The sequence below is a fragment of the Geomonas sp. genome, assembly GCF_056994735.1.
The window spans coordinates 1-13481 of sequence record NZ_JBXKJL010000122.1 but is presented as its reverse complement, the minus strand read 5'-3'; the positions used below and the strand labels follow the sequence as shown (position 1 = coordinate 13481).

General features: G+C 61.5%; 11 protein-coding genes. 9 read left to right on the top strand and 2 right to left on the bottom strand.

Features of this window, described 5'->3' with window-relative positions; translation table 11 throughout:
* Window positions 1-7: 7 nt before the first annotated feature.
* The 8 genes from AC11W3_RS06015 to AC11W3_RS05980 all read left to right on the top strand — a co-directional run bounded on the left by AC11W3_RS06015 (window position 8) and on the right by AC11W3_RS05980 (window position 8897).
* Window positions 8-145: a hypothetical protein gene (locus AC11W3_RS06015; protein WP_484092646.1), complete on the top strand. Its 138-nt coding sequence runs from the start codon at window positions 8-10 to the stop codon at window positions 143-145.
* A 148-nt stretch (window positions 146-293) separates the two neighbouring features.
* Window positions 294-2732 carry a homocysteine S-methyltransferase family protein gene (locus AC11W3_RS06010; RefSeq protein WP_484092645.1) on the top strand — a complete coding sequence of 813 codons (2439 nt, stop codon included), beginning with the start codon at window positions 294-296 and terminating at the stop codon, window positions 2730-2732.
* Window positions 2733-2843: 111 nt separating this feature from the next.
* The gene (locus AC11W3_RS06005) at window positions 2844-3413 is read left to right on the top strand and encodes a RomY N-terminal domain-containing regulatory protein (RefSeq protein ID WP_484089583.1); all 570 of its coding nucleotides are present in this window, start codon (window positions 2844-2846) and stop codon (window positions 3411-3413) included.
* Window positions 3414-3436: 23 nt separating this feature from the next.
* Window positions 3437-4261: a transketolase gene (locus AC11W3_RS06000; RefSeq protein WP_484092644.1), complete on the top strand. Its 825-nt coding sequence runs from the start codon at window positions 3437-3439 to the stop codon at window positions 4259-4261.
* A 20-nt stretch (window positions 4262-4281) separates the two neighbouring features.
* Window positions 4282-5214: a transketolase family protein gene (locus tag AC11W3_RS05995; protein WP_484089571.1), complete on the top strand. Its 933-nt coding sequence runs from the start codon at window positions 4282-4284 to the stop codon at window positions 5212-5214.
* Window positions 5214-5861, top strand: a complete 648-nt coding sequence (locus AC11W3_RS05990) for a type II secretion system protein (protein ID WP_484089570.1) — start codon at window positions 5214-5216, stop codon at window positions 5859-5861. Before AC11W3_RS05995 ends, AC11W3_RS05990 begins: the two co-directional genes overlap by 1 nt.
* Before the next feature lie 100 nt (window positions 5862-5961).
* On the top strand, window positions 5962-7476 hold the full coding sequence (locus tag AC11W3_RS05985; RefSeq protein WP_484089569.1) for a two-component system sensor histidine kinase NtrB: 1515 nt from the start codon (window positions 5962-5964) through the stop codon (window positions 7474-7476).
* Between the two features lie 50 nt (window positions 7477-7526).
* Window positions 7527-8897: a sigma-54-dependent transcriptional regulator gene (locus tag AC11W3_RS05980; RefSeq protein WP_484089568.1), complete on the top strand. Its 1371-nt coding sequence runs from the start codon at window positions 7527-7529 to the stop codon at window positions 8895-8897.
* 189 nt (window positions 8898-9086) lie between these two features.
* On the opposite strand, the gene AC11W3_RS05975 is transcribed toward AC11W3_RS05980, so the two are convergent.
* Window positions 9087-10193 carry a DUF362 domain-containing protein gene (locus AC11W3_RS05975; protein WP_484089567.1) on the bottom strand — a complete coding sequence of 369 codons (1107 nt, stop codon included), beginning with the start codon at window positions 10191-10193 and terminating at the stop codon, window positions 9087-9089.
* A 167-nt stretch (window positions 10194-10360) separates the two neighbouring features.
* Between AC11W3_RS05975 and AC11W3_RS05970 the strand changes: the two genes are divergently transcribed.
* The gene (locus tag AC11W3_RS05970) at window positions 10361-11065 is read left to right on the top strand and encodes a PleD family two-component system response regulator (protein ID WP_484089566.1); all 705 of its coding nucleotides are present in this window, start codon (window positions 10361-10363) and stop codon (window positions 11063-11065) included.
* Between the two features lie 97 nt (window positions 11066-11162).
* Here AC11W3_RS05970 and AC11W3_RS05965 read toward each other — a convergent pair whose 3' ends face one another.
* On the bottom strand, window positions 11163-13157 hold the full coding sequence (locus AC11W3_RS05965) for a sensor histidine kinase (RefSeq protein WP_484092643.1): 1995 nt from the start codon (window positions 13155-13157) through the stop codon (window positions 11163-11165).
* Between the last annotated feature and the right edge of the window lie 324 nt (window positions 13158-13481).

Below are 13481 nucleotides of genomic sequence, written 5' to 3'. Positions count from 1 at the left end.
CTATTCCATAGTCGACACGGTCACCACCAATTTCCCGCAGGTAAAGGCGGTACAGATCCTGATCGAGGGCGCTCAGGTCGATAACCTCGGCCACCTGGAATTGAAGGATCCGCTGCGTCCCGACTTCACCCTGGAGCAGAAATAGCAAGCTCCTTTTTAGACGGCCTGCTCCCGAAGGGATCTTATCTCAGAGACAGGTGCTCAGGCTTTTCCTCTGTGGTCCTCCGTGGTTAAGCTTTCGCCTCAAAATCCTGCCGTTCAATAAATCCATACTTGGAATAAAGGGGCCATTCATGAAGATGCCGTTTTTGCAGGCGATCAAAGAGCAGGTGCTGGTTTTGGACGGCGCCATGGGCACCATGCTGCAGGAGCGGGGCCTCAAGCCCGGGCAGTCGCCGGAGGAGCTCAATCTAACCGCCCCCGAGATCGTCGCCGGAGTCCATGCCGCCTACCTCGAGTCGGGCGCCGACATCATCGTGACCAACACCTTCGGAGGGAGTTCCGCGAAGCTGGAGCACTACGGCCTCGGGGACCGGGTTGCCGAGATAAACGAAAAGGCCGTCCGCCTGGCCCGCGAGGTGGCGGGGGAGAAAGCCTACGTGGCCGGCTCGATCGGACCCACCGGCCGCTTCGTCGAACCGGTCGGCGACCTGAGCTTCGACCAGATGGCCGCCATCTTCCGTGAACAGGCCAGGGCGCTGATCGATGCCGGCTGCGATCTCATCACCCTGGAGACCTTCCTCGACATCAAGGAGATCAGGGCGGCCATCATCGCCATCCGCGAGCTCTCCGCCGATATCCCCATCATGGCCATGCTGACCTTCGAGGAGAAGGGGAGAAGCGTCCTCGGCTCATCTCCGGAGGCCGCTGCCATCACCCTGGAGGCCGTCGGCGCCAGCATCGTCGGCTCCAACTGCGGCCTGGGGGTCGAGGGGATGTACGAAGTCCTCAAGGCCATGCGGCAGGTGACCTCCCTTCCGCTGATCTGCCAGGCCAACGCCGGGCTTCCCGTCCTCAAGGATGGTCATACCGTCTTCCCGGCGACTCCCCACGACATGACGGCGTACCACGACCGGCTGCTGGACCTCGGCGTCCGCGTGATCGGCGGCTGCTGCGGGACCACCCCGGCCCACATCGCAGCCATGAAGGACGCCCTTGCCGGAAAGGAGCGCCCCTTCGAGCCGAAGAAGGACGACGGCACCACCTGGATTTCCAGCCGTGGTTCGTTCACCGCGATCGGCGCTTCGGCCCCCGTGGTAGTCATCGGCGAGCGCATCAACCCCACCGGGAAGAAGCTCTATTCCCAGGAACTCAGGGAAGGGAAGGTGAGCTACATCCGCCGGGAAGCCCTGGAACAGACCGCCCTGGGCGCGACCCTGCTGGACGTGAACGTCGGCGCCCCCGGCATCGACGAGCCCGCCGCCATGGAGCGCGCGGTCTTCTGCATTACCGGTGCGGTGCAGACGCCGCTGGTGCTCGATTCGTCATCACCCGAGGCCCTCGAAGCCGGACTCAAGGCCGCCGACGGCAAGGTGCTGATCAACTCCGTGAACGGCGAGGAGAAGAGCCTGTCGGCGGTGCTGCCGCTGGCCAGGAAGTACGGTGCGGCCCTGGTCTGCCTGACGCTGGACGAGGCTGGGATCCCGACGGACGCTGCCGGCCGGAGCGCGGTCGCCGCGAAAATCGTCGAGCGCGCCAAGGCCATCGGCATCAAGCGCAGCGACCTGGTCGCCGACTGCCTCACCCTCACGGTCAGCGCCGAGCCTAAGGGGGCCCTGGTCGTCCTGGAGGCTATCCGCCAGGTGAGGGAACTCGGCCTCAACACCGTCCTCGGCGTCAGCAACATCTCCTTCGGCCTTCCCTGCCGCCCGCTGATCTCCTCGACCTTCTTCTCGATGGCCATGTACTCAGGCCTTACCGCCGCCATCATCAACCCCAAGGAAGCGCCGATGATGACGGCCTGGCGCAGCGCCATGGTCCTTTTGGGCCGGGACACCAACGCCGCCGCCTATATCGAGGCCTACAAAGGGCAGACCGTCGCCTTGTCCACCGCTTCGGCCCAATCGCCGGCGGCTGCCGCCGAGAGCGCGCAGAGCGAGCCCGAGGGGGTCAGGGGGAAGCTGGCCCGTGCCGTTATCCAGGGAGAGCTGGAAGGGGTGGTGGGGCTGGTCGAGGAAGCCCTCAACGAGGGACTTACCCCGATGGAGATCAGCTCGGAGGCTCTTCTCAAGGGTCTGGAAGAGGTCGGCCGCCGCTTCGAAAGCGGCGCCTTCTTCCTCCCGCAGGTCATGGTCTCCGCCGACACCATGAAGGCCGCCTTCACCAGGCTGAAGCAGGAGCTGAAGGGGGGCGGAATCGAGAGCCTCGGCAAGATCCTGATGGCTACCGTCGAGGGGGACATCCATGACATCGGCAAGAACATCCTGGTGACGCTCCTCGAGAACCACGGATTCGAGGTCATCGACCTGGGCAAGAACGTGGCTGCCGCCCGCATCCTGGAAGAGGCCCGCGCCCACCAGGTCGACGCGGTCGGCCTTTCCGCGCTGATGACCACCACCATGGCCCAGATGGACAAGGTGGTGCGGCTTCTGAAGGAGGAGGGGGTGAAGACCTTCACCATGGTCGGCGGCGCGGTGGTGACCCAGGAATATGCCGACGAGATCGGGGCGGACCTCTACGCCAAGGACGCCATGGAAGCGGTGGCGCGGATCAAGAAACTGCTGGCAAAATAAACGTTTTTTAGCCATGACTCCCGCGTCGCCAATGCGTAATATCGCTTGCAACGCTGCTTCCGCTGTGCTAATTTGCGATCGATTACGCTATTTGGCGTAGAGGTAGCGGTGATGGTACTAGGCTTCAACCACAACATAAGGTACAGGGGTGAGCTCTTCCACGTCCAGACTGAGGACAGCGGTCGTGCCAATCCCCATATCATCACCCTGCTGTATCGCGGCGGAACGATTCTGGCTTCAGCCAAGACCAGTTATGCCGATATCATCAAGACCGAGCAGCTCGAACTGGTGGTCGAATCGATCATGAAGGAGCAGCACAAGCAGATGATGCGGCGGCTCAAGGCGGGGGAGTTCGATGCCCGCATCTTCCCCCCCGGGTCGGTCCCGCCGTCGGACGACGCGACCTCGTCAACCGGGACCGGGTCGCCAAAGGGCGGAGAGACCGCCACTCCGCAACCGGCGCCCGCCCCGGAGCCGGCAACCGTACAGCCTCATCACGACGCTCAAGCCGCGGCAACCCAACCGCAGGCTGTTCATAAACCACTGTCAGCGAGCCAGCCTGCATCGGGCCCTCAGCCGATCAATAGTTCCCCGTCGCCCACCAGCCCACCGGCACCCCCCACCAAGCGGAGCCTGGACGAGGTCATCCTGGATTACCTCATCACAGGCGAGGAAAAATAAAAGCCACCCTGAAAGGAACCTTCGTGAAAGCAAAGATTGCAGAGCTGGAAGAAAAGGCGAGGCAGCTGCGTGTTGCCATCGTGAAAACCCTGCACAAGTCGCAGTCCGGACACACGGGGGGGTCGCTCTCCGCCATTGACATGGTGTGCGCCCTCTATTTCCACAAGATGCGACACAACCCGCAGGATCCCAGCTGGGACGGCCGGGACCGTTTCGTGCTGAGCAAGGGACATGCTGCCCCGGCTCTGTACGTCACCCTCGCCGAGTGCGGCTACTTCCCGAAGGAGGACCTGCTCCAGCTGCGTCAGCTGGGGAGCCACCTGCAGGGGCACCCGGACAGCAAGGGGACCCCGGGCGTCGACGTCTGCACCGGATCCCTGGGGCAGGGGCTTTCCATGGCCAACGGCATGGCGCTGGGGCTCAAGCTGGACGGGAAACAGAACCGGGTCTACGCGGTGCTGGGCGACGGCGAGCTGCAGGAGGGGCAAGTCTGGGAGGCCGCCATGGCAGCGGCTCACTACAAGAACGACAACCTCTGCGCCATGATCGATTCCAACGGCCTGCAGATCGACGGTGACGTCTCCAAAGTCATGAACGTCGCTTCCATCTCCGACAAGTTCCGCTCCTTCGGATGGAACGTGATTGAGATCGACGGCCACGACATGGGGCAGATCCTCGAGGCTCTCGATGCCGCCGAGGCCCACAAGGGCATTCCGACCGCCATCGTGGCCAACACCGTCAAGGGCAAGGGGGTCCACCTCTTCGAGAACAAGGCGTCCTACCACGGTGTCACCCCCAACGACCAGGAGCTCCCCGAGGCGCTGAAGTGCCTGGGCTGCTTTGACTAGGCTAAAGAAAGGAACCGATCATGATAGCAACTAGGGACGCTTACGGTGAGGCTCTCGCTGAGCTCGGCGCCGAGAACGAAAAGATTGTGGCGCTGGACGCGGATCTCTCCGGCTCCACCAAGACCGGCGTCTTCGCCAAGAAATTCCCCTCCCGCTTTTTCAACATGGGCATTGCCGAGGCCAACATGGTCGGGACCGCGGCCGGTCTCGCCTCCGTCGGCAAGATCCCCTTCCTCTCCACCTTCGCCATCTTCGCGGCAGGCAGGGCCTGGGAGCAGATCCGCCAGGCGGTGGCCTATCCCAAAGCCAACGTGAAGATCGTCGCCACCCACGGGGGGGTCACGGTCGGCGAGGACGGCGGGAGCCACCAGTCTGTGGAGGATATCGCCATCATGCGCGCCATCCCGAACATGACCGTCATCGTACCGGCCGACGGCGAGGAGACCAAGGGCGCCATCCGCGCGGCGGCCGCCTACCACGGGCCGGTCTACGTGAGGCTCGGGCGCAACAAGGTCGCCAACGTCTTCCCTGCGGGGCACAAGTTCGAGATCGGCAAGGGATGCGAAGTGGTGGCCGGAACCGACCTCACCTTCGTGACCACCGGCCTCATGACCGCGCAGGCCGTGATCGCCGCCGAGCAGCTGAAGAGCGAAGGGATCTCGGCCCGGGTGGTCCACATCGGCACCATCAAGCCGCTGGACAAGGAGATCCTGGTGAAGGCGGCCAAGGAGACCGGCGCCATCATCACCGCCGAGGAGCATTCCGTGGTCGGCGGCCTGGGCGGCGCCGTGGCGGAAGTCCTCGGCGAGGAGTGCCCGACCCTGATCAAGAGGGTCGGCGTTTACGATCGCTTCGGCCTCTCCGGAAAGTCCGACGACGTGCTAAAGTTCTTCGGCCTCAACGCCGAAACACTCATTAAAGAGGCGAGGGAGATCATTTCGAGGAAGAAATGATGCTGAAAACTCTCAGATCCAGTGACGGCTTCACCTACATAGGTGCGCTCGTGATGGTCATTATCGTAGGGATAATGGCCTCGCGGGCGGCCATCGTCTGGAAGACGAGTATGCAGCGGGAGAAGGAGGTCGAACTCATCTTCCGCGGCACGCAGTACCGGGACGCCCTGCGGCGTTTCTACGGGATGTCGACCGAGCCTTACGGTACCGCAGCGGCGCAGCCCGGAGCGCCGGCGACCACCAGCCTGCCGACCACTATCGTTGCAACTGCCCCGAGGCTCAACGAGCTCAAGGATCTGTGGCAGCCGACACTTGGTGCCGACAAGAAGCCGTTCCTGAGGCGCCTCTACCTCGACCCGATGACCGGCGAGGAGTTCGACGTGGTGAAGGACGCCAACCAGCGGATCATCGGCGTCAAGAGCACCAGCAAGGCCCAGCCGATCAAAAAGGCTAACTTTCCCTGGGATCTGGAACCGGGGGACTTCGAGGACAAGAAGGAATATACCGAGTGGCAGTTCATCTGTACCCGGTATCCCAAACCGGGCGGCAGCGGCGGCGTCAAGGGCTTGAATACCACCGGGGCCGGCGGCGAGAAGCCGACGACGACGCCGGAGCAACCTCCGGTGCCACCTGCGCCTAACCAGTGACAGTTCTTTCCACCGGCGCCGCCGGCGCCGATTGCAGCAAGCCTTACCCCCTTAACCGGAGGCACCACTGATCTTCAAGAGTCTGACAACTCGAGTCATCGTGCTCTCCATCTGCCTGCTCGTCTTCGGCATAGGCACCTTCGCCTTTCTGACGCTGCGGCGCGAGCAGATGCAGCTCATCAACTCCGCCCGCGAGTCGAGCGAACTCCTCCTCAACACCATCGAGCGCAGCGTCTACAACTCCATGCGCATCGGGAACACCGAGGATGTGCAGGTGATCCTGGAGATGGTCGGCCAGAACGAGAAGCTGGTCGGCGTCAGGATCTTCCACCCGCACGGCGTGATCCTGAAGTCCTCCCAGCCCAACGAGGTCGGCCACGTGGTCGACGAGAGCGACTTCAAGCTCTTCCTGGACAACAAGAGGGAGGGGGTCTTCACCCTCGACGGCTACGGCGAAGTGCTGGGGATGGTCAAGCCGATCTACAACGACCGCCAGTGCAACCTCTGCCACGGCACCAAAAGTCGCATCATCGGCCTTTTGAACGTCAACTACTCCCTGGTCGAGACCAGGAAGCGTATCGTCGAGCTGACCAACCTCTTCATCCTCTCCACGGTCGCCATCATCAGCTTCCTCTCGCTGGCCATCGCGCTGGTGATGCTCAAGTTCGTGAAGAAGCCGCTGATCCGCATGGGGCAGAACATGGCCAGGGTCGAGGCCGGTGACCTCTCCGTGCGCATGACCTCGCATGGAAAGGACGAGATCGGCCAGCTGATAACCAGCTTCGACTCCATGGTCGGCCGCCTCGACAAGGCGAAGAAGGAACTGGAGGCCTTCCATTTCCAGCAGATGGAAAGGGCTGACAGGCTGGCTTCGGTGGGCGAGATGGCGGCCGGGATCGCTCATGAGATCAAGAACCCGCTGACCGGGATAGCCGCTGCCATCACGGTCCTCAAGGATGACTTCCCCCCCGATGACGGCAGGGCCGGGATCATCAACGAGGTGCTGGAACAGATCTCCCGCCTGGACAAGACGGTGAACGATCTCCTCTTCTTCGGCAAACCGACCAAGGCGGAGCCGACGTGCACCAACATCAACAGTGCCTTGAAGAAGATCCTCGCCTTCGCGGCCCAGCATCGCGGCGGCAAGGACATACAGAAAAAGCTGGAGCTGGACGAGAGCCTCCCTCCGGTCTACGTCGATCCCAAGCAGATCCAGCAGGTCTTCCTGAACCTCTTCCTCAACGCCGTGCAGGCCATGCAACAGGGCGGCACGCTGACCGTGCAGAGCGGCCTGGTGAAACGGGGCGGGGTGGACATGGTGCAGGTACACGTCAAGGATAACGGCCAGGGAATTCCGCCGCAGATCCTGGAGAAGATCTTCACCCCATTCTTCACCACCAAGGCCCAGGGGACCGGCCTCGGCCTTCCGATCTGCCACCGGCTGATCGAGCAGCACGGAGGGTCCCTGTCGGTAGTCAGCGAGGACGGCAAGGGGACGACCTTCACCGTGGAACTCCCGGCCTACTGCCCCGTCCATCTCGAGCCCGAGGAGGAGTCTGCGGATTCCGCGCAGCAAGATGTGGCCGCCCTCCCATCCCGCTGGGAGCATAGCTGAGAGCATGGAAAAACTTAAGCCACACTCGGAACAGCAACCTGGAGAGAGCAATGCGCAAAACTAAGATAATGGTAGTGGACGATGAGCACCTGATCCGCTGGTCTTTGGAGCAGAATCTGAAGAAGCAGGGGTATGAGGTATGCACCGCCGGGACGGGCGAGGATGCGCTGCGGCTGGCCCGCGAGGAGCAGCCCGAGCTGGTCCTGCTCGACTACCACCTCCCCGGGATCAACGGTCTTGAGGTCCTGCAGCGGCTGAAGGAGCTGGACGAGGACATCTTGGTCATCATGGTGACCGCGCAGGGAGGGCTGGAGACCGCCGTCAACACCATGCGCCACGGCGCCTACGACTACATCAACAAGCCCTTCAACCTGGACGAGATGGCCATCGTCATCAGGAAGGCGCTGGAGACCCAGGACCTGCGCCGCGAGGTGGTGCAGTTAAGGAGCGAGCACAAGAAGTCGGGCCCTCCCAGGATCCTCGGCAATTCCAAGCACATGAAGAACGTGCTCGACATGATGGCCAAGGTCGCGAAGAGCGACGCCTCGACCGTGCTGGTGCAGGGAGAGTCCGGGACCGGCAAGGAGCTGGTGGCCAAGTGGATCCACTTCGAGTCGGCCCGCTGCGAAAAGCCCTTCGTGGCCATCAACTGCGCCGCGGTACCCGCCACCCTGTTGGAGAGCGAGCTCTTCGGCCACGAGAAGGGGGCCTTTACCGACGCCAAGACCTCCAAGAAGGGCCTCTTCGAGCTGGCCGACGGGGGGACCGTGTTCCTCGACGAGATCGGCGACATGGAGATCGGGATGCAGGCCAAGCTGCTGCGCTTCCTGGAGGACAGGACCTTCAGGCGGATCGGCGGCACCAAGACCATCCCCGTGGACGTCAGGATCATTTCCGCGACCAACAAGGACCTCCTGAAGGCCATCGAGGAGAAGATCTTCAGGAACGACCTCTACTACCGTCTGCAGGTCATCCCGATCTTCCTTCCGTCGCTTCGCGAGCGCAAGGAGGACATCCTGCTGCTGGCCAACCACTTCATCGACGTCTTCGGCAAGGAGTTCAACAAGCAGATCAAGGGGATCTCCAGCATGGCGGAGAAGCTCCTGGTCGAGTACAACTGGCCGGGCAACATCCGCGAGCTGAAGAACGTAATCGAGCGCGCCATCATCCTGGGGAATGACGAGAACCTGCTGCTGGAGAACCTGCCGCTGGAGATCGTGGCCAAGGCGAGCCAGATAACGGTGCCGATGGCGACCTTCAAGCTGCCGCCGGAGGGGATCGATATCGAGGAAGTGGAGCGCGAGCTGATCAAGCAGTCGCTGGAGATGACCGACTGGAACCAGTCGAAGGCGGCGAAGAAGCTGAACCTCGGCATCGACGCCTTCCGGTACCGGATGAAGAAGTTCGGGTTTTTAAAGTAAATCAAAAAAAACCCTAAAGGCGGTTAACAGGGATATACAGGATAGGCAGGATAACAACAGAGACAAACCTGGGTTAGATCAAAAGCCTGTACAGCCTTTTGTCTTACCCCAAGCTTCAGGTTTTAGCCTTTATCCCGTTCATCCTGTCCATCCCTGTCAACTTGCCTTCAGGGGTTGGTTTTTCCTCTGTCAGATTCTTACCAGTTCGTACTCTCTCGTCCCCACCCCTATCTTCTCCCCGTGCTCCAGCTGTACCTCCCAATCGATGTCGGGATGCACCCCGCGGAACTTGTCTCCTCCCGGCTCGTGCCCGGTGGCCAGGGCCGTGTCCTCATTACCCCTGGCATTGTTGACCAGATCGGCACAGGCCTGGTCGAGGGCCACGGGATCGGTCGAGGCGCAGATGCCTATGTCGTTCACGATCGGTGCATCCGCATGGCCGTAGCAGTCGCAGGCGGGCGAGACCTGGGTGATGAAGTTGACGAACAGGGTCTTGCCTTCCTTCCCGTGAAGCGCCCCTTTCGCGAACTCCACCATCTTCCGCATCACCAGCGATGCGCTCTCGTTCCACTGGATGTTGATCGCTTTCCTGATGCAGGAGGTGATGCAGCGGCTGCACCCTACGCAGGCGTCCGGATCGATCTTGGCCTTCCCCTCCATGATGGCGATGGCTTCGTGAGCGCACGATTTCATGCAGATCCCGCAGGCGTTGCAGAATCTTTCCGCCACCTTGGGCGCCACCGTCGAGTGCTGCTGCATCTTTCCCGTGCGGCTGGAGCATCCCATGCCGAGGTTCTTCAGTGTCCCCCCGAAGCCGGTCAATTCGTGGCACTTGAAGTGGGAGACTGCGATCAGCGCGTCCGCCTCCAGGATCTCGGCCCCGATCCCCACCGTTTTCATGATCTCGCCGTCCACCTGCACGTCGTGGGCTGTATGCCCCTTGAGGCCGTCACACATGATGAGGGGCGCGCCGACCACGGAGTAGTCGAAGCCGTTCTCGATGGCGCAGGCCAGGGCCGATGCGGCCTCCTTCCTCTGTCCGGGATAGAGGGTGGACGAGTCGGTCAGGAAGGGGATGGCCCCGCACCCCTTGATCTCGTCGACCACCCGGCGCACGAAGATCGGGCGGATGAAGGTGTGATTCCCCTTCTCCCCGAAGTGCACCTTGACCGCCACCAGGTTCCCCGCGGAGACGCAGGAGCCCAGTCCCGCCTCCTTCATTAGCCGTCCTATCTTGTCAAAAAGGTTCTCCCGGGCTCCCGCCCGCATATCAGCGAAATAGACCTTGCTCGACATATCCACTCTCCTCCGGTAGTTGTGAAGACCACGGAGTGTTAGCATATCTCGCGCCCTAATTCAACCGCGGTTAACTTTTTCTTGCTCTGTGGGAAAAATATGGTACTTATTAGAAAATGATCGGTAAACACGGAAAAATAGAATGTGACGAGCGGGAGCTCTGGGTGATGGGGGCTGGCGACCGGCCTGAACGGGGGGACATCGTCTGCCGGTACCTCTCCGAGGGGGGCTTTCGCTGCAGGACCACCAAGGCTGCCGATCTCGCCAGATGCACACCCCGGGCGATCCTCCTCGACATCTCACCCTGGTCCGATGACGGCTGGGGCATCCTCCTCTCCCTGAAGGCCAATCCCGATACCCGCGAGATACCGGTCCTGCCGCTCTACCTGAGCGAGGCGGGGCAGGTCGGCGAGGTCTTCCGGGTGGCCGGTTTCTTCATGCTGCCGATCGAGGACAAGTACCTGTCCAAGAAGCTCAAGGAATACGGCCTGGCGGACGAGTCGGAGGATTACGACCTGCAGGCCATGGTGGTGACCCGCCGGGGCGAGGAGAAGGTACAGAAAGCCATCCAGGACCTGGGCTTCGACGTGGTCAACGCCTACACCGGCAAAGAGGCCATTGCGCTTGGGACCATCATTCACCCCTACATGATCTTCTGCTCCCTGATGCTGGCCGACATGGGGGCTTTCGACCTGATGCACCGTTTCCTGCTCTATCCGCAGACCCGCAACATCCCCTTCTTCGTGCTGCTGAAGGACGCCATGAAAGAGGGCGAGCGCACCGCCATGGCGCGGAGCGTCGATCATCTCGTCCGCAAGAACTACCTCACCAAGGAAGAGTTCCTTTCGTATTTCAAGAAGGTCGAGAGCTGACCGGGATCTCTCGCCGGATAACGTACAGATAAATCAAGGGGCACCGCCACAGGCGGTGCCCCTTGTTGTTGCAGAAGGATCTTGAGGCCGGGTGCCGCTAGGCCGCCTTCTCCTCCGCTGTCACCGGGAGCTCCAGGGTGAAGGTCGCGCCTCGCCCGACGCCGGCACTCGAGGCAGTCAAGGTCCCGCCCATCTCCTTGGCAGCCAGGGCGCAGCTGTGGAGCCCGAAACCGTGACCACGGCGGCGGGTGGTAAAGCCATGGGTGAAGATACGGGAAAGATTCTCAGGTGCGATGCCTTCCCCCTGGTCGGCAACGGAGAGGCGCAGGTTCCGGTTGATCAGCTCGGCCGTCAGGGTCAGGTAGTGGCGCTCCGGGTTGGTCGCGGACATGGCTGATTTTCCGTTACTGATCAGGTTAACCAGGATCTGCAGCACCCTGGCCTTGTCCAGGACCAGCAGGGGCATTTCCGGGATATCCTTCACCACGGTGACGTGATGACGGTGAAGCGATCCGGCATTCATGCGGATGGCATCTTCAAGAAGATCGGCCACCGCTACCGGCTCGATCACGCTCGCCGCCCCGGCGTACGACTGCTGCATGGCAACGATGTCCTTGATGTGGTCCACGCTCTTCGTGAGCTGTGACAGCTCTTCCAGCATCCTGTGCTGCTCGTTGCCGAGCGCTTCTGCCAGTTTGTCCAGGTACTCGGGCAAAAGCTTCCCCTTGGCATCGTCCGCCAGGTAACGGGCGATATCGTGGGAGTGCTGGTTCAGAAGCTGGACCGTCAGCGTGAGCCCGCGCACCTTCGAGTTCCTCACCAACTCCCTCAGCACGCCCGCCGAGACATTGACGCTGTTCAAGACATTGCCGACGTTGTGCAGCACGTTGGTGGCGATTTCCGCCATGCCGGCCTTGCGTGCCGTGGACAGAAGCTCGCTCTGCGCCTCCCGAAGCTCGACCAGCGAAGCCGCGAGGTCCTTCCGGCTGCAGAGAAGCTTGGAGAAGATGCCGATCAGGGCCAGGACCAGGGCCGCGCATAGCGCCAGCAGGAGCGCCACCTTGTAGGTCGCGAAGAACCCGGGAGGTTTGTTGATGAAGATGCTCCCCTTCGGAAGTTGTGACTCGTCGATGCCGAAGCGCTCCATCTGGTTGTAGTCAAACATGTACCGGTTCGGGCTCGGCGAGAAGGTGACCGTGGTGGCCGGCGTGGATCCCTTCAGGATGTTGACGGCCATTTTCGCAGCGACGGTGCCATGTTCCCGCAGGTAGAGGAGCTTCCCCCCTACGATCCCCTTCCCGAGCATGAATTCCCACCCCGAGTAGATCGGTACCTTGCTGGCCGCGACCAGTTGCTGGCACGCGTCGTGAGGAGAGATCCGCTCGCCGTTCCCGTTTTCGACGTAGTTAGAGAAGAACATGACTACCGAGCCGGGTTGCAGCAGGCTTATCCGCCGGGTGAGTTCCTCCTGCCGGAGCCCCGCCAGGAAGGTGAAGCGGGTGCGCTTGGAGAAAAGAAGAGCTTGTTTGCAGAACTCGGCCCTGTTCTTCTGTCCGGTAACCGCTGTGTCGTGAACGACGACAATTTCCCTGGTGTCGGGGTGCAACTGGAAGATCAGCGCGAGGGTGTCGCTGAAGCTTGGCCTCTCGTCGATACCGTAGAATCCCTGTTTCCCTTTCAACCTCGAACTGTCGAATGAGTTGGTGCCGCAGAAGACGACCGGGGTGGAGCCGAACATGCTGTCACGGTATTTGTCCAGGACGTTGAAGGCATAGTCGTCGGTGGAGAAAATCAGGTCATAGTGCTTCCGCTGATACTTGAAGCGGAGCAGGTCAAGGATCCGGTCGTCGTACTCCTTGCCGCTGTAGTTGATCGAGTCCAGATACTCGATCTGCGTCTCAGTTTGCGGAAGCGTCTTCAGGAGGGTTTCCAGGAAACCGTCGGTGAACTGGTCCGATCCCTTATAGCCGCGATGGTAGGAGTTGAGGATGAGGACGGTCTTCTTCTGGCTCCCCTCACTGTCATGGGACATGACGGCTAAAAGCCAACACGTGCAGAAAAGGAGGAGTAGCGCCGACTTCCGGATAAGCATCTTCGTGATCCCTGCCTTTCAGCCTTTTGGTGGGTTCCGGGGAGGTAGAGCCGTAGTCGCTTGCGACGCAAGAGGGCCTAGATCTTTTCGGATGGTTTTGGTTATTCATTAGGATGATTCGCGACAGATGGAAAAAAATCGCGGATAGTTACCCCCCCGGAACCCGGCGTTTCCTCTATTAAATCTTCACCGTCTTGTAGAGGAAGTTCTTGAACTTGAAGAACCTCTTCCTCTCCTCCTCGTCCTCCTGCGGGTCGCGGGTGACGGCCTTGAGGTGCCTGGCTATCTCGGGCATGCTCTTCCCGGCTGCGGCGCGGCTCTTGT